Annotated in this window: 12 protein-coding genes; 8 read left to right on the forward strand and 4 right to left on the reverse strand. The window is 56.5% G+C overall.

Translation table 11 applies throughout. The features are described from left to right. Positions 1-60 precede the first annotated feature (60 nt). Both GM415_RS15685 and GM415_RS15690 read right to left on the reverse strand, forming a co-directional pair. Positions 61-1,077 (reverse strand): molybdopterin-binding protein, encoded by a 1,017-nt coding sequence (locus GM415_RS15685; RefSeq protein ID WP_158949835.1) that lies wholly within the window; start codon positions 1,075-1,077, stop codon positions 61-63. A gap of 880 nt (positions 1,078-1,957) precedes the next feature. Continuing rightward, positions 1,958-2,407: a superoxide dismutase [Ni] gene (locus GM415_RS15690; RefSeq protein ID WP_158949837.1), complete on the reverse strand. Its 450-nt coding sequence runs from the start codon at positions 2,405-2,407 to the stop codon at positions 1,958-1,960. Between the two features lie 204 nt (positions 2,408-2,611). On the opposite strand from GM415_RS15690, the gene GM415_RS15695 reads away from it, so the two are divergent. The 5 genes from GM415_RS15695 to GM415_RS15715 all read left to right on the forward strand — a co-directional run bounded on the left by GM415_RS15695 (position 2,612) and on the right by GM415_RS15715 (position 8,234). After that, positions 2,612-3,973, forward strand: a complete 1,362-nt coding sequence (locus GM415_RS15695) for an L-serine ammonia-lyase (RefSeq protein WP_158949839.1) — start codon at positions 2,612-2,614, stop codon at positions 3,971-3,973. Positions 3,974-4,147: 174 nt separating this feature from the next. Next, entirely contained in the window at positions 4,148-4,876 is a 729-nt protein-coding gene (locus tag GM415_RS15700) for an amino acid ABC transporter ATP-binding protein (RefSeq protein ID WP_158949841.1), read from the forward strand. Between the two features lie 77 nt (positions 4,877-4,953). Continuing rightward, positions 4,954-5,778, forward strand: coding sequence for an ABC transporter substrate-binding protein (locus GM415_RS15705; protein WP_158949843.1), 825 nt, complete (start codon positions 4,954-4,956; stop codon positions 5,776-5,778). A 69-nt stretch (positions 5,779-5,847) separates the two neighbouring features. Continuing rightward, on the forward strand, positions 5,848-7,614 hold the full coding sequence (locus tag GM415_RS15710) for an amino acid ABC transporter permease (RefSeq protein ID WP_158949845.1): 1,767 nt from the start codon (positions 5,848-5,850) through the stop codon (positions 7,612-7,614). Between the two features lie 227 nt (positions 7,615-7,841). Next, positions 7,842-8,234: a cytochrome c3 family protein gene (locus tag GM415_RS15715; RefSeq protein ID WP_158949847.1), complete on the forward strand. Its 393-nt coding sequence runs from the start codon at positions 7,842-7,844 to the stop codon at positions 8,232-8,234. Positions 8,235-8,462: 228 nt separating this feature from the next. On the opposite strand, the gene GM415_RS15720 is transcribed toward GM415_RS15715, so the two are convergent. Both GM415_RS15720 and GM415_RS15725 read right to left on the reverse strand, forming a co-directional pair. Then, positions 8,463-10,625, reverse strand: coding sequence for a RelA/SpoT family protein (locus GM415_RS15720; RefSeq protein ID WP_158949849.1), 2,163 nt, complete (start codon positions 10,623-10,625; stop codon positions 8,463-8,465). A 13-nt stretch (positions 10,626-10,638) separates the two neighbouring features. Continuing rightward, the gene (locus tag GM415_RS15725) at positions 10,639-12,273 is read right to left on the reverse strand and encodes a peptide-binding protein (protein ID WP_158949851.1); all 1,635 of its coding nucleotides are present in this window, start codon (positions 12,271-12,273) and stop codon (positions 10,639-10,641) included. Positions 12,274-12,469: 196 nt separating this feature from the next. On the opposite strand from GM415_RS15725, the gene GM415_RS15730 reads away from it, so the two are divergent. From GM415_RS15730 to GM415_RS15740, 3 genes are all read left to right on the forward strand, one after another. After that, positions 12,470-15,679 (forward strand): DEAD/DEAH box helicase, encoded by a 3,210-nt coding sequence (locus tag GM415_RS15730; protein WP_158949853.1) that lies wholly within the window; start codon positions 12,470-12,472, stop codon positions 15,677-15,679. Positions 15,680-15,795: 116 nt separating this feature from the next. After that, entirely contained in the window at positions 15,796-16,680 is an 885-nt protein-coding gene (locus tag GM415_RS15735; RefSeq protein WP_158949855.1) for a hypothetical protein, read from the forward strand. A 287-nt stretch (positions 16,681-16,967) separates the two neighbouring features. After that, positions 16,968-17,714 carry a substrate-binding periplasmic protein gene (locus tag GM415_RS15740; RefSeq protein ID WP_277872941.1) on the forward strand — a complete coding sequence of 249 codons (747 nt, stop codon included), beginning with the start codon at positions 16,968-16,970 and terminating at the stop codon, positions 17,712-17,714. Positions 17,715-17,943: the final 229 nt, after the last annotated feature.

Genomic DNA, 17,943 nt, shown 5'->3' on the forward strand with positions numbered 1-17,943 from the left:
CTTTCTTGTGTATCACTGTCTTCCAACTACGGGCTTCGACGGGAATGCCCGCAATATTCCTTATTTACCAAAGGGACACGTGGGGTAATGGCAGATATCGCAGGTAGCGCAGAATCCGCCGTGCCCCATGGCCACAATGTCTTTACGGGAAACCTTCCGCCCCGCCAGAAGCCGGGGAACGATAAGGTCGAAAACCGAGGCCCGGTGGTACATGACGCATCCCGGCAGCCCCAGGATGGGAACACCGTCCTTGATGGCGACCATGAACATGACGCCAGGGAACGTTGGTGAACCGTAGGTCACGACCTCCGCACCGGTAGCCCTGATGGCAGTGGGCGTCTGGTCGTCCGGATCGACGGACATGCCACCCGTCACCACCACCATTTCAGCGCCCTCGGCGAGGAACGAAAGGATGGCGTCGCGCGTCATGTTGGGATCATCCGAACAAAAACGTTGATCCATGACCTTTGAACCGAGCTTGTCGAACTTCTTCTGGATAACGGGACCGAACTTGTCCTTGATACGACCGTGGAACACCTCGCTGCCGGTGGTGACCAGGCCGACCTTGTGCGGCTTGAACGGCAGAACGCCGACCACGTAAGGATATTCGGCGCAAATGGCCTCTACCTGTTCGATCTTTTTCTCATCGATTACGAGCGGCACCACTCGAGTACCCGCTACGGCACGAGGCTCCGTAACCTGCTGGCCGGTGTGCATGGTAGCCAGGACCACCTCTTCGATGGAATTGATGCGATTGAGGGCTTCGACATTGACGTCGAGGAGTCCGACTGAGGCCTCAAAGTTGATGCGGCCTTCGCACACGTTGGTCAGGGTGATTCCCGGCCCCATGGCCGCACGGGCGATGCGGGCAGCGGCCTCGTCCTCGTGGATCTTCCCCTTCTCCATATTGAGAACGTAGATGTGCTCCTTGCCGATCTCCAACAGTGTGGGGATGTCTTCCTCTGAAATGATGTGGCCCTTGCGAAAGGCCGGTCCTTTGGACTCGCCGGGAACGATCCTGGTCATGTCATGACACAGCACCATGCCCACAGCTTCTTGAACGGGGACGGTTTTCATCTGAAATTTACTCCAAATTCCACCACATCCATGGCCGGCTCTCCGTTGCGGCCTGCGGCGGCATGACCATCTACAATTATGTCTAAATAGACATAATTACAGACAATACGATTTCAATGCGTACAACTCCAAATCCTTCAATGTATGCCGTCCCTCGGGTCTCCAACACCGAAGTCCGGCAGGCCGTACACAACCCACACTGGGTGCTGCACGCCCTACGCCCTTTCAACCAACACGCTTCTTAACCTCCGAGATCCTTCGAAAGGGCGCTCCGAAAATCCCATTTTGTCGTGTTATTATGCCTATTTCAGCATAATACTGTGCATTTTTTCACAAACGCCACGGCGTTTAGCACAAAAACCTGTTCGAACAGAATCCCAACCGCCCGTCCAAACGGCAGGCATTGTGCTCAAACCGGCTCAACACTAACTGTACAAAACACGTACGTCAACACCTTCATGAATTCATATTGAAAAAAAAGACGATACTACAGTCGAATTTTATGTTAAAAGGAAAATAATCCCATAATAGAATGTTATTTTACTACAAAAGTCATATAACCCACCTTGCACAATTCAATTCCAACAGTGTATAATACCTCTAAAGTTAAATACTCCATAAAAGAATACTCTTTTACCGGTTGCGTATAATTGTGCCTCACATTATGCATTATGAGGAAATCATCACCCCCCTCTCCAGAACAGGCGATGAGCGAAAAAAGAAGGCGTCCCTACGGACGCCTTCAATGATACAGTCTGCCTGAGCACCTGGTGGTGCCGCAACGAGAATGCCTGTCTCAATGAATACTTGTTTCAGGTAATCTGAGAACAAGACCTGCTTACGCAAATCGCAAACATGGCACCCCTCTAGGCGACGTTCTTTAGTGTTCGTGGTAATAATTGAGCAACACCTTGACCGCCGCCTCCAACGAGTCCGCCACTTCCATTGAGGCCTGCTGCTTGGCTTTCATGGCCCCAACGATAACCGCATGATGGTCCTTGAGGCGCTGCACGTAATCCTCCTGCGACGCTTTGACACGCTGCGTAAGGAAATAATCCGAGATGGTCGAAATGATTTTCTGGGCATGCATTTCCTTGGTGTTCACCCAGCGGACGAACTGCTGACGCGACTGAATGTCGTCCTTGGCAACCAGTTCGTTCATGACCGTAATCGCTTTTTTTATGGTGGCCACATCCTCAAGCATCCCTACTACACGGGCATGATCGTCATAGATACCGCAAGGCACCTGACAATGGGCCATAGCTGAACTCGGGACCGCCAGCATCAAAGCGGCAAAGGCCATCAACAAAACATACCGAAACATTTTCATAGCGAGCTCCTTGTCTTGACATTCCGCCATCCCGTCCACACTGGACGGGAAAGCGGGAGGTTGATTCCAACCATAGGCCAACCAAACGTTTTTTTCCACCCCACAGGGAAAACATCTTCTCCTCTTTGTCCTTTTCGCGTATAATGACGCGACTCGACTTCTGACCGGCAGTTGCAAACAAAACCGCCTAACCAAGAGGAATACATGCCGCCCATTTCCATTTCCCTGTTCGAACTCCTCAAGATCGGCCCAGGGCCGTCCAGCTCCCATACCATCGGCCCCATGAAGGCGGGTTACGACTTCATGGAACTGGTCCGCGCCCTGCCCAAGGAGCAACGTGACGCCGCCGACAGGCTGGAGATCCGACTCTTCGGTTCCCTCTCCGCTACCGGCGAGGGTCACGGAACCAGACGCGCCATTATGGCCGGCCTGCTCGGCTATCAGCCGGAGTCCTGCCCTTCCGACGCTCTTGAGCAATACGCCGACAACGACACTCCTTATGAACTGCATGCCGACGGAAAGGTGCTCTACTACCACCCCGGCGACATAATTCTCGATGCCGTACAACACGACTATGAGCATACCAACACCATGATCTTCCGGCTGCAGTCAGCAGACGAGACCTTGCTTGAACGCATCTATTTTTCAGTGGGAGGCGGTTTTCTTCGCTGGCGCGGCTGGCAGGAGCCCGACGAGGGAACCCCGGCCTATCCGTATGAAAACATGGCGGAACTCAAGGAACATCTCAAAAAGAACGGACTGCGGCTGCACCAACTGATACTGGCCAACGAAACAGCGCTCACCGGGGTCGGAGAAGAGGTAATCCTTTCCGAACTGGATCGGATCATCGAGGTCATGGAACACTCCGTAGAGCAAGGCATCAAAACCTGCGGCGTACTGCCCGGCCCCATCGGATTGCAGCGCAAGGCCAGCGTCATGTACGCCCATGCCAAAAAGGGCCAATTCCAGGGATCGGGCTTCCTCAAAGCCATCAACGCATACGCCCTGGCTGCCTCCGAAGAGAACGCTGCAGGACACAGCGTGGTCACGGCCCCTACCTGCGGTGCGGCGGGAGTCATCCCGGCGATCATATTCATATTGAAACGTCACATGGGGGCAATGCAGGAGGAAGTCAGGGAAGGCTTGCTCGCGGCAGCCGCCATCGGCTTCTTGTGCAAGCACAACGCATCCATCTCCGGGGCCGAGGTGGGCTGCCAGGGCGAAGTGGGCGTGGCTTCGGCCATGGCTGCCGCGCTCATCGCCTACGCTCGGGGCTATCGCTTCCAGGTCACGGAAAACGCGGCGGAGATAGCGCTGGAGCATCACCTGGGTCTGACCTGTGACCCCGTGGGAGGATACGTGCAGATCCCCTGTATCGAAAGAAACGCCATGGGTGCGGTCAAGGCGTACAACGCTTATCTCATCGCCTCGACGCTGGATGAATCATACCAAAAGGTGGACCTGGACAAGGCCATCAGGGCAATGGCCCAGACCGGACACGACATGTCGTGCAAATACAAGGAAACCTCCCAAGGGGGACTGGCGCTCTCCATGACGGAGTGCTAACATATCAACCATTCGGATTACTTTGCTTTTATAGTCAATTCGCATTTCCGACATCAGGCAGAAGATAATTCAGTCAGATTAAGCCAATTCTGAATAACGATTGCCCACGGTAGGATATTCTGTTAAGGACACCGCTGGCTCACAGGGCCGAATTCAGCCATTGGAGTGCTTTCCGTGATTTCTTTTAAAAACGTCAACAAATGGTATGGGGATTTCCACGTCCTCAACAACATCAATCTCGACATCCACAAGGGCGAGGTGGTGGTCATCTGCGGCCCGTCCGGCTCGGGTAAATCCACCCTGATCCGCTGCATAAACCGGCTTGAGCCCATCCAGGAGGGAGACATCCTGGTGGACGGCATGAACGTGTCGGACCCGCGCACGAACATGACCCTGCTCCGCGCCGAAGTGGGCTTTGTCTTCCAGCAGTTCAACCTCTATCCGCACATGACCGTGCTGGATAACATCATCCTGGCTCCGACCCTGGTTCGGCATCAGTCCAAGGGCGACGCCACGGCGCTGGCCATGGACCTGCTCAAGAAGGTGGACATCCCGGACAAGGCGGGCGCCTACCCCACACAGCTTTCCGGCGGGCAGCAACAGCGCGTGGCCATCGCCCGCGGGCTGGCCATGCAGCCGAAGATCATGCTCTTCGACGAGCCGACCTCGGCGCTTGATCCGGAGATGATCAATGAGGTCCTGGACGTCATGAAATCCCTGGCCAGGGAAGGCATGACCATGATCTGCGTGACGCACGAAATGGGCTTCGCCCGCGAGGTTGCGGACCGGGTCATCTTCATGGATGGCGGTATTCTCATAGAGGAAAATACCCCCGAGGAATTTTTCAACAATCCGAAGAGCGAACGAACCCAGGATTTCCTCAGCAAGATTCTCAGCCATTAATACAAGGTATCCAAACCCGGCGGACGTGGTGTCCGGCGGGTTTTTAGCTACATGAACTCAACTATCAGGAGAGGTAAATGAGAGTTCTCAAAATCACTGTGCTGGCCGCCCTGCTGGTCATGGCCGCCTCCGTCGCGTTCGCCGGTCCCACCTACGACCGCGTCATGTCCACCAAGGTCGTCAAGGCCGGTCTGTCCAACCAGGGCATCCCCTTCGGCTTCATCAACGACAAGAACGAATGGGTCGGCTTCGACGTCGACATGGCCACCGAGATCGCCAAGCGCCTCGGCGCCAAGCTGGAAAAGGTCGTTGTGAACAACAACACCCGCATTTCCTTCGTCCAGACCAATCCGCCCAAGGTCGACATGGTCCTGTCCAACATGACCCACAAGCGGGTGCGTGACGAGAAGATCGATTTCTCGATCACCTACTTCTTCGATGGTCAGAAGTTCCTCGCCAAGAAGGGCGCCGTGAAGGAAGTGACCGACCTGGCCAACCTGAAGGTCGGCTCCATGCAGGGCACCACTTCCATCGTCAACGCCACCGCCTACCTGAAGAAGCTGGGCAACGCCAACCCCAAGGTCATCGGCTATGACGGCGAAGTCGCCATGTTCGAGGCCCTGCGCTCCGGCCGCGTCCAGGCCATCACCACCGACTCCACCATCCTGCTGGGCTACGCCGCCAAGGTTCCCGGCCAGTTCGAGCTGGTGGGCGACTTCATCTCCGACGAGCCTTACGGCATCGGCCTGCCCCAGGACGATTCCGCATGGCGCGACGCCATCAACTTCACCCTGCAGGACATGTGGAAGGATGGCACCTACATGACCATCTACAACAAGTGGTTCGGTCCCGATTCCGCTTACCCCTTCCCCATGACTGAAAAGATCGAGATGTGGCCGTAAGCCACGAGGCATAAGCCAAACCAGGTCCCGGAGCATATTGCTCCGGGACCTTTGCTTCGGAAAAGACGCATGTTAAAAAGATATTTCGAAAAAGTCTGGGTCCAGAACCTCGCCCTGTTGGCCATGTTCGGCCTGCTGGTGTATTATTTCGCCTTTGTCTTCGAGTTCAAATACGATTTCAACTGGGCCGTCTTCACCACCGAGGGACAGTACGGGCACATGGGCCATTTGATGCTCAACGGCCTGAACACCACGATCACCATCACCCTCTACTCTGCGGCCATCGCCCTGATTCTAGGCATCATCTTCGGACTGGCGCGACTCTCCAGCTTCAAGCCGGTCTACTGGTTCGCTACCTGCTATGTGGAACTGTTCCGCAACACTCCGCTGCTGGTGCAGCTCTTCTTCTGGAACTTCGCCTTTCCCTATGCCTTCCCCGAAGAGATCCGCTTCAAGCTCTACGACATGGATTTCGAATTCTGGGTTGCGACCATAGGCTGCGGCATCTTCACGGGCGCGTTCATGGCCGAGATCATCCGCGCGGGCATCCAGTCTATCCCCAAGGGACTACTGGAGGCCTCCTACTCCTCGGGCCTCAACTTCACCCAGACCCTGCGCCGCATCATCCTGCCGCTCTCATTCCGGGAGATCATCCCGCCCCTGGGCAGCGAATTTCTGAACAACATGAAGAACACGTCGCTGGCCATGACCATCGGCGTCTCGGAAGTGTGCTGGTCCATGCAGGAAGTGCTCTCGCTGACCTACCGCACCTTCGAGGCCCTCATCGCCGCGACCCTGATCTACCTGGTCCTGTCGCTCTCCATCGCCATGATCCTCAACCTGGTCAACGTCAAACTCAAGATACTGCCCCGGGGCCACGAACCCATGTCGCGCAAGGTCGCGGACACCCTGTTCGCCCCCTTGGAGTGGCTGGGATCCGGCATGGAATACCTCCTGTGGTATTTCCGCAGGCGCTCCGACACCTCCAAAACGGTCTCTCCCCTGCGCCGACTGTTGCGGGTCTCCTCCAAGGGATTCGTCCTTGCGGCCAAGATCGGCTTCGTAGCCGCCATCGCCTACGTCATCTACATGACTATTTCCGCAGTCGCCTCCTTCAACTTCGAAGTAATCTGGGCGAACCTGCCCGCCCTGCTCTTCTGGCGATTCCCGGGCGGGGACGAAACTGAGTTCTTCATGGGCCTCGGCGGACTGGCGGGCGCATTGCTGATGGCGGTTATCTCCATCGCAGGCAGCTTCGTCATCGGACTGCTTGTGGGCATGGGCAGGACCGCCAACAACCGGGCCGTGCGCATTCCGTGCACCATCTATATCGAATTCGTGCGCGCCATCCCGCTGCTCCTGGTCATCTTCTGGTTCTATACCGTGGTCCTGGACATCATGTTCAAGATCGAGGTGCACGCCTTCTGGGCAGCAACCATTGCCATGACCTTCTTCTTCGCCGCCTATATCGCCGAAACCGTACGCGGCGGCATCGACAACATCCCCAGAGGCCAGGTCGAGGCTGCCAAGGCATCCGGCCTGAGCTACTTCCAGACCATGCGCAAAATCGTGCTGCCCCAGGCGCTCAAGCAGATGCTACCCGCCCTGGTCGGCATGTTCATCGCCGCGTTCAAGGACACCTCACTGGCCTACATCATCGGCGTGATGGAGCTGACCCGCGCGGCTTACGCCATCAACAACCGCCTGATGGTCTATCCCTTCGAGATATATACCACCATCGCAGTCATCTACTTCATCTTCAGCTATCTCATGTCCCTATACGCCAAACGGCTGGAGCGCAAGCTCAGCCCGGAGAGCGTACGCATAGCGATGTAGCCCACGGCCGGTTCCCGGTCAGCATCAAGCACAAAAGCAAAGAGCCCTCTTTCCGAGGGCTCTTTGCTTTTGTGCTCTCGCAACCTTGCGGTCACGTGCGCAAAAAACGTACGCCAGCACAGCAGCATAAAAAAAATAATCCATATATTTCATATTGTTAACAAATGGCATGCCACTTGCCAAATATAAGCATGACCACAACGATATCAACCAATCGGAGGGCATCCATGCACCGTTTCATCCCAGCCACCCTGACGCTTCTGGCCGTACTGCTGACAGCCACCTTGGCCTGCGCCGCTCCCAAGGCTCCCGCCGATATGATGCTCGCTCCTCCGGCAGCCATGAAGGCGAGCAAAACTCCTGTCGCCTTCTCCCACGACCTGCACGGCAAGGCCGAGGTCCAATGCACCACCTGTCACCACACTTGGGACGGCAAGAGCGAAATCCAGTCCTGCGCCAGTGCGGGGTGCCACGACCAGCCCGGCAAGAAGGGGCCCGAGGCTTACTACACCGCCTTCCACAGCAAGAAGAAGGATAACAGCTGCCTGGGTTGCCACAAGATCGTCAAAAAGCAGGGCAAGGTGGTCCCGGTCTCCTGCAAGGAGTGCCACCCCAAGTAATCACGCCATTTCCGGTCCTCTATCCCCCTTCACCTCAACTGAGAAAGCCCGCCAAAGCGGGCTTTCTCATATCCACAAGATGAAATAACAACTCTCCGCAGTCACAGCCCCCCCCTGCTCCCACACGGGGCTGAGCGAAGCGGACACGAAAAGTTTGGGAGGGTCCAGGGAACCTTTTTCAAAAGGTTCCCTGGCCGCCGGAGGCTTTCCTTACACCAAACCCGCGACTCAGGAGACGCGCAGGGCCTCTTTTACCGCCTTGAGTGCCTTGACCTTGGCCAGGGCCGCATAGAGTTGGTTCAGGTCCTTGACCTCCACGGTGAACTCCAGTTCGGAGGAGCCATCCACCATGGACTCGAAATGTCCGGAGTCGATGTTTACGCCAGCTTCGAACAGCATGGTCGAGATCTTGCCCAGCATGCCGGGTTCATTGAGACACTTAATGCGGATTTTTGCCGGATAGGGTTTTTCCTCCGCACCTTCCCAGCTTACCTGAATAAGCCGCTCATCCTCGAAGTTCTTGACGTTATGGCAATCGGTGCGGTGAATGGTGACGCCCCGGCCTCGGGTTATGTAGCCGATGATAGGTTCGCCCGGCAGCGGAGTGCAGCAACTGGCGAACCGTACCAGAACGTTGTCCACGCCCGAGATGTTCAAACCGTCGGACTTGGGCTTCTTGGTGTCCTCCTCCGGCTTGGACTTGGGCTTGCGCAAATCCAGCGATTCGCCATGAGTGAGGGCGTAGAACCGCTTGAGGACCTTGCGCGGCGTAAAGCGGGAGAACCCGATCTGGGCCAGGAGATCGTCCACGGAGCCGCAGTTGAACTCCTCCGCCAGCTTGATGAACTCGCCATCCTTGAGCGCCTTCTGGACGTTGATGCCGATGCGCCGTCCCTCTTTCTCCAGCATTTCCCTTGCCAGGCTGATGGCGCGCTCCCGCTCCACGGTGCGCACATACTGCTTGATGCGCGTCCTCGCCTTGGCGGTCTTGACGAACTTGAGCCAGTCCCTGCTGGGCACCCGGTTCTTGTCCGTAATGACCTCCACGGAGTCGCCGTTCTTGAGCGTACTGCTCAGCGGGACAATACGGCCGTTGACCTTGGCCCCGGCGCACTTGTCGCCCACTTCCGAGTGAATGGCGTAGGCGAAGTCCACAGGCGTGGCCCCTTCGGGCAATTCCTTGATGTCGCCGTTGGGAGTGAAGACGTAAACTTCTTCCTGAAACATCTCCAAACGGAGGGAAGACATGAACTCGCGCGGATCGGAAAGCTCACGCTGCCAGTCCATGATCTGCTTGAGCCAAGTATAGCGCTCGGCGTCCCTGGTTCCGGTGGCCTTACCCTTCTTGGCCCCCTTGCCCACTTCCTTGTACTGCCAGTGGGCGGCCACACCGTATTCAGCGATCTTGTGCATCTCCTCGGTACGAATCTGGAACTCGATCCGCTCGCCGTCCGGCCCCATGACCGTGGAGTGCAGCGACTGGTACATGTTGGCCTTGGGTATGGAAATATAGTCCTTGAACCGGCCCGGAACCGGACGCCAGGCGGCGTGGATGAGCCCGAGCACCGCGTAACAGTCCTTGATGGACTTGAGAATGATGCGGAAGGCGATGAGGTCGTAGATTTCGTCGAAGGTCAGGCCCTGCTGCTCCATCTTGATATGAATGGATTGCAGATGCTTGGTGCGCCCATACACGCGCCCCTTGATGCCGTTCTTTTTCAGCATGTCCTGAATAATATTGACGACCTTATCGATATACGGCTCACCCGCGGCGCGGTGCTCTGCAACGGCATCGCTGAGTTGGCCAAACACGTCCGGTTTCAGGTATCGCAGGCAAAGGTCCTCCAGCTCGGTCTTGACCCGGTGCAGGCCGAGCCGGTTGGCCAGGGGCGCATAGATGTCCTGGGTCTCCTGGGCGATGAGCCGCTGCTTGACCGGCTTCATGAACTCCAGGGTACGCATGTTGTGCAACCGGTCCGCGAGCTTGACCATGAGCACCCGAATGTCCTCGGCCATGGCCAGGATCAGCTTGCGGATGTTCTCGGCCTGTTGCACGGCCTTGGACTCGAAGTCCATCTGCGAAATCTTGGTCACCCCGTCCACGATGTCGGCCACGTCCGCGCCGAACAGATCCTCGATCTCATCAACAGTGGTATCGGTGTCCTCGACGGTGTCATGGAGCAGCCCGGCGGCCACCGTGGCCTCGTCCAACTGCATCTCGGCCAGCAGATAGGCCACGTTCATGGGGTGGGAAATATACTCCTCGCCAGAACGGCGCAGCACTCCCTTGTGCGCCCGAGCAGAGAAAAGATAGGCCCGCTGAATCAGGTCTTTGTCAGGATTATCTATATATGTCGAAACCTTGTCGACAATTTCATTGATGCGTATCATGCACTCTTCCGCGTTACGGTTGGTGTTGCAGCGTCGCAGGAATCCACCACTTGGTGAAATTGTATCCGATTCCTGCTGGGGCCGCCTTGATATTCTGTACACGTGCCTGCACGATTGGCAAGGATTTCGGTACGTACAGGAAGGAATACGGCACTTCATCGTGCAATATTTCCTGAACCCGGTCATAGATGGGCTTGCGCTTGACCGGATCCACCATCCGCCGGCCCCGCTCCAGCAGGGAATCCAGTTCATTGTTCTTGTAGCGGGTGAAATTCAGGCCGCCGTCCACGGCCATGGACGAATGCCAAACGCTGAAAATGTCCGGGTCCTGAAGGATGTTCCACCCCAGGATGAGGGCGTCGAACCGGCCCTTGTCCACAAATTCCTTGATGAACGCCGCCCACTCCACCGTACGCAGCTTGACCCGGATTCCGATACCCGCCAACCGCTGCTGGATGATTACTCCGGCCTTGATGCGCTGAGTATTCCCCTGGTTGGTCAGAATGGTGAAACGGAAAGGCACCCCGTCCTTGTCCAGCACTCCGTCGCCGTCACTGTCGGTCCATCCCGCTTCGGCCAGCAGGGCCTTAGCCTTCTCCGGATCATACGGGCGGGGCTTGACCGCGTCATTATATTGCCAGGTCCCCGGCTTGTAAGGCCCATTGGCTGCCTCTCCAAGGCCGTAGAGCACGCCCTTGACGATCTCGTCCCTGTCTATGGCAAAATCAATAGCCCTACGCACCCGCACATCCTGAAAGAACGGATGGCGCATATTATAGCCAAGGAAGGAATAGCCCGAAGCGAGATACTCGAACTTGTTGAAGCTGCCGTCCCACCCCGGCCCCTTGGTCTGATAAAGAAACTGGAGAGGAGCCAGGTCCATGGTGTCGAGATTGCCCGCCTTGAGTTCAAGGAACTGGGTGGAGAGGTCCGGAATGATGCGATAGATCTCATGCTCTATGTAAGGCCGCCCCTCAAAGAAGTCCGGATTCGCTTCCAACACCAACTGACTGCCCGGCACCCACTCCTTGAGCTTGTAAGGCCCGGCTCCGAGAGGCTGGCGGCTGTATTTTGTCTCGAGGAGGTTTTCCCCCTCAAGGGCGTGCTTGGGAAGGATGTCCATGGCCCAGGTAACCAACGCCTTGGCAAACGGCTGGTCATACTCCACTTCAAAGGAGTATTTGCCTGTTAGGCGGAACGCTTTGACTTCCTTGAAATTCGCTGCGTAAGCCGTAGGCGTCTTCGGATCAATCATCAACTTGTAGGTGAACTCCACGTCCTCTGCGGTTAGCGGTTCGCCATCGAACCAGCGGATATCCTCGCGCAACTTGAATTTGATCAGCTTGCCGCCGTTCTCTATGGAATAGGATTCCGCCGCATAGGGGACCAAATTGATGTTCTTGTCGTACTTCAGCAACGAGACGTAAATCTGCGTCGCCGCGGCATGGGAAGAACCGTCGGTCGCCAGCATGGATATGAGGTTGCTGGGCTCGCCCAGCCAGGCCTCGACAAAGGTTCCGCCATACTCTGGAACGGCGGGTACGGAGGCCGGGTCCACAGGGGGGACGGGGGTGGCCGGACCGTCACTGCCGCAACCGGCGAGGAGTGCCAGGAGGAGGTGAAGAACTACCAGGATGCGCAGGTTCATTTTTTCTTGCAAAATTACGGGGGTTGAATCATATAATCATGAGAGCATCGATCACGTTCCAGCACTATGAACCAATGGTGACGAAAAGCCAAGCGGACGGCCCCGGCGAAACATATTTTCGCAGTCTTGCCGAACACGATGGATAAGGGTAGAGGGTAATGTCCCTAATGTGACGTTGAGCCAAAGAGTCGAATGCATGAGTAGCGGTGAAGAACAGATAGTCAAGTCCATCCTGCAGGATTTCATCAAGGACTCCATCCCGGAATACATTCTGGAGATGGCCAATATGGTGGTATCCTCGGACGGCGTCACCAAGCTGGACCTCAAGAAGCGGGACCAGTACTGGGACATTGATGGCCAGGTCCAGGGCGAGGACTTCCAGAACTACACGTCCGAGATCGGCATCAACCTTGGCGAGCAGTCCATCAATTTCTATTGCAACTGTCCGGATTCCTTTTCCGGCGTCTGCCGCCACGTGGCCGCCACGGCCATCAAGATGCTCAACTCCATGGATTCCGACTCCGGCGAAGAAGCCCCCTTGCCACGCACGGACTGGAAGCAGACCTTCCGCCCCTTCTTCGCTACAGAACTGGAACCGGAGGCGGGCCGCCACTACCTGATCTATCGCATCTACCCTGAACTGGGCCGGCTGCAGGTAGCCTTTTTCCGTGCACGGCAAAACAAATCCGGCATTTCCCAGGTCCAGAACGAGGTCACCCTGGCCCAGATCGTTGAGAACCCCGATTGGTGCGACACCTCGCCCGCCCTGCCCGGCGTGGCGGAACAGATCGGCCACTATCTCGACTACTGGGGCCACAAGGTTGAGATCCCCGCAGGCCTGCACTCCTGGTTCTTCCGCGCGGTCAAGGGCGAATATTATCTCTACCTGCGCGAAGGCGACCAGCCCGTGACCATCGAGTCCAAGACCATGCAGCTCAAGCTCTCCCCCGCCCTGAGCGAGGACGGCCTGAATTTCGACATCCTGCTCGCCCGCGAGGACAAGATGCCCTTCTCCATCACAGGAGAGGAGGAGATCTACTTCTATGGACGGCTACCGCTGTGGGTCTATTACAAGAATTCTTTCTATCCGGTGCAGACCGGCCTGGACCCCAAGCTGGTCCAGTCCATGGTGGAGCAGAACCCCATCGTGCCCCACGCCGACGTCTCCGAGTTCCTGGACCGCGTCTGGACCAAGATTCCGGTCTCCGACCTCTGGGGCCAGGAGGACTTCCTGGAGCGGGTCGGCCCCATATTCCAGAAGGCCGACTACAATCCCAAGCTGTACCTGGACGAGGAAGGCTCGTTGCTGGTGCTCAAGGTCCAGAATATTTACGACAACGAGCACGGCGAGTTCATCATGCCCGGTCCCAACCCGGACCTCCAGACGGGCAGCTACCACGAGGGCGGCAAGTCCTACCTCATCAGGCGCGCCCAGGACGAGGAAGCCCAGCTCATGGCCGAGCTGCAGGACATGAATTTCCAGGCCAGAAGCAATCACATCTGGTTCATGGAGCAGGAGGAGGCCATCAATTTCCTGCTCGACTACTACCCCCAGTTGGTGGAGGCCTACCGCGTCTACGGCGAGCAGAACCTGACCCGCTACAAGGTGCGCACGACCCAGCCCCAGGTGGTGGCCGAAGTGGAGACGGACGAGGAAGACAAGTGGTTCAACCTCGAACTCTCCGTGGAGTACGACGATCAACGCGTACCCATCGAGGTCATCTGGGAAGCATGGACCAAAGGCAAGCGGTACGTTCAGCTCAAGGACGGCTCCTATACCAGTCTGCCCGAAGCCTGGCTCAAGAAGCTCGGACACAAGCTCAAGGCCCTCGGCTTCGACCCGGAAAAGGCGCCCAAGCAGCAGTTCAACCAGTATGAAGCCCCGGTCCTCGAAAAGATTCTGGAAGACCTGCCTCAGGCCCAGACCGATGAATTTTTCGTCAAGCTCAAGGAAAAGATCAACAACTTCGAAGAGATCAAGATCGTCGATCAGCCCAAGGAGCTCAAGGCCACTCTGCGCCCCTATCAGGTGCAGGGCCTCAGCTACCTCAACTTCCTGCGGGAGTATGGCTTCGGCGGCATCCTTGCTGATGAAATGGGCCTTGGCAAGACCATCCAGACCCTCTCCTACATCCAGTCCCTGGTGGACAAGGGAGTGGACGGTCCCAACCTGATCATCGTCCCCACCTCGGTCCTGCCCAACTGGGAGCGTGAGGCCGAAAAGTTCGTGCCCGGTCTCAAGCGGCTGACCATCTACGGCGCCAAACGCGAGGACCTGTTCAAGCACATCAAGGACTCCCACCTGGTCATCACAACCTACGCCCTGCTGCGCCGTGACCTGGAAGAGCTTCTCAAATACGACTACGCCAGCGTCATTCTGGACGAAGCCCAGAACATCAAGAATCCGAACACCATCACGGCCCGCTCCGTGCGCAAACTTGAGGCCGGTCTGCGCGTCTGTCTCTCGGGCACGCCCATCGAAAACAACCTGTTCGAGCTCTGGTCCCTTTTCGAATTTCTCATGCCGGGTTTCCTGGGATCCCAGCACTCCTTCCAGCGCGGCATCGTCAAACCCATCAAGGACGGCGACGAAGAGACGCTGGACTACCTGCGGACAAGGGTCAAACCGTTCATCCTCAGGCGTACCAAGTCCGAGGTGGCCAAGGACCTGCCGCCCAAGATCGAGACCACCCACTACTGCGAACTGGTGGAGGAACAGCGCGACCTCTACAACGCCCTGGCCATGAAACTCAAGGATCAGGTGCTCAAGGACGTGGAGGAAAAGGGCATGGCCAAGTCCCAGATGTCCATCCTCGACGCCCTGCTCAAGCTGCGGCAAATCTGCTGCCACCCGCGCCTGCTCAAACTCGATATGCCCGGCGTATCCACCAACCTCCCCTCGGGCAAGTTCGATGCCTTCAAGGACCTCGTGGTGGATATCATCGAAGGGGGCCACAAGGTACTGGTCTTCTCCCAGTTCGTGCGCATGCTGCACGTCATCCGCAACTGGCTGCAAATCAGGGAAATCCCCTTTGCCTACCTTGACGGCTCGTCCAAGGACCGCTTCGAGCAGGTGGATCGCTTCAACGAAAGCGAAGACATCCCCATCTTCCTCATTTCTCTCAAGGCGGGCGGTACCGGCCTCAACCTGACCAGCGCGGACTACGTCATCCACTACGACCCGTGGTGGAACCCGGCCGTGGAAAACCAGGCCACGGACCGTACGCACCGCATCGGCCAAAAGCGCCAGGTCTTCGCCTACAAGATGATCTGCCAGAACACGGTGGAAGAACGCATCCTCAAGTTGCAGGAACAGAAAAAGGACGTGGCCGAAGCAATCATCCCCGGCCAGTCTGCTCTCAAGAGTCTGACTCGCGACGATCTCGAAATGCTCTTTGAGATTTAAACTAGCTCTTCGATAATTAGGAAACATTCCTATTTACAAGCGGATTCCGGTCTGCTATTGATCCCCTCATGGCCCGGAACACCGGGCAACCATTCACAATTCTTTGAGGACGATCCATGCAGCCCATGATGCAAGTATATAAATACGCGACCTATATCTTCGATCCACTCCACCACTTCTGGGAACACGACCGCACCCAACGCGCCGTAGCGGGTGTCCTCATTTTCGTCTTTCTCCTTGCCCTGGCTGTTATCGAAATGAAACGCCAGGGATGGCTGACCGGCGGCGTTGCGCACCTTGTTCCCACCAGCCACTACATGGCCATCAACCTGGCTTTCACCCTGGTGCTGGTGCTGGAAGTCGTCAGCCTCATCTTCACCCTACCCTGCTCCATTTCCAAATCCGTTGGCAAACAGTTTGAGATCCTGGCTTTGATCCTGCTCCGAAGCGCGTTCAAGGGACTGGCCGACTTCCCGGAACCCATTGCCATCACGGGCCACGAACAGGGCCTGTGGGTCATTCTTTCAGACGGCGGCGGCGCCATCGCCATCTTCGCCCTGCTCGGCGTTTACACCCTGCTCCGCAACAAGCTGGATGAAACCATTGCCGGTGGCCCCACCCTGTTCAAATTCGTGGCCGCCAAAAAACTGGTAGCCCTGTTCATGCTCGCCATTTTTATCGGCATGGGCGTCAAGAACTGCCTGCTCATCCTCTCCGGACAGCACCCTTTCCACTTCTTTCAGAGTTTCTATACCGTCCTGATCTTCAGTGATATCATGCTGGTGCTCATCGCACAGCGGTTCCTGCCCAAGTTCCACGCCGTGTTCCGCAACTCGGGGTTCGCACTGGCGACCCTGCTCATCCGACTGGCTCTGACCGCACCTCCCTTTTACAATGTGTGCATAGGCATCGGCTCAGCCGTCTTCGCCTGTTTTCTGACGCTGGTGTACAACACATTCTACTCCAGCAAATCGAAATATGGTCGTAGGAAGTCGGCCTGATATCCTGGAACTGACATCGGCAACCGCCAATTTAATACGGGCAAGCTTCAAGCAGCAGAATAATAGAGACAACAATCAATATTGTTTTGTCCGGGCTATACCCGCACCCCCCTCTCGTCTAACCTTTGATATGGCCTTCCTCAACTCTGGTTGAAGCTGGTTGTCAGCTCGCCTTGGCTGAAAAATCAACAGCCACAACATAGGTGTTGACTGAATATAGCCATATGTTAAATTACCTCATGCCGGTAAATAAGCTCCTTCGCACTTCGCTTGCGCTTCTCTTCTGCATGCTGCTTTTCGCCCCGGCGTCCTATGCCGAAAAGCCGCATATCCGAATCGACTATCCCACATATTGGCCGTTCTTCATCCGTGACGAAAGTGGACGGATGCAAGGATTTTTCTATGAAATAGTGACAGAGGGCCTCGCCAGGACAGGTATAAACGCGGAGTGGAGAACCTTCCCCTGGGCTCGATGCCAGGACCACGTAAAAAACGGCGAAGCCGACGGCATGGTCACAGTCCCCACTCCGGAGCGACTTGCGTATACCAAAACCCATTCCACCCCGTTCTACAGGAAAAAGCTGTCCGTCTTCACATATGCCGGCAATCCCAAAATGAGCCAAATACAGTCGATCAAGGACATCGACGACATCGTCAAAGCCAACCTCTCGGTAGTCACCTATTCCGGCAACGGTTGGAATGATCGGCACATTCGCACCCGAGGCATAAAGACCCATGAGACCCCGAACCTGGTCAATGTCTGGTCGATGCTGGCAAACCGGCGCGGCGACATCGTCATAGAGTGGCCTGTGGCAGCCTGGCCCGACATTAAAAAGGCCGGCGTCTCCAAGGATATCATCTTCACCAACGCTGTCCTGGATTGCATGCCGTTTCACCTGCTCATACGCAAGGACAGCCCCTATGCCGACATCCTTCCTGATTTCGACAAAAAAATCATTGAGATGCAGCAAGATGGAACCATTGACCGCATCATGAGCAAATACATCGAAGAATTTTTCGAACGCACCAGATAGCCTTTCCAGGGGGCTGACCCATCGGCTCCTTCCGGCAACTCGCACAAGACCGCCTCCGTCTCAAATCAATACGGCTTGCGGTCTTCCGCTGAGGATTAGATAACCGGATCTCTCCAATCTTTGCCCAATCCGATGCTGCCGAAGCGGCAAAACCAAATCAGACCGGCAACCGCTTCACCTTGCCCAAAAGGAAGAACATCCCTCATGGCCTAAGGGCTGAGATCCTCCT

Source organism: Pseudodesulfovibrio cashew (assembly GCF_009762795.1).
Taxonomy (GTDB): Bacteria; Desulfobacterota; Desulfovibrionia; order Desulfovibrionales; family Desulfovibrionaceae; genus Pseudodesulfovibrio; species Pseudodesulfovibrio cashew.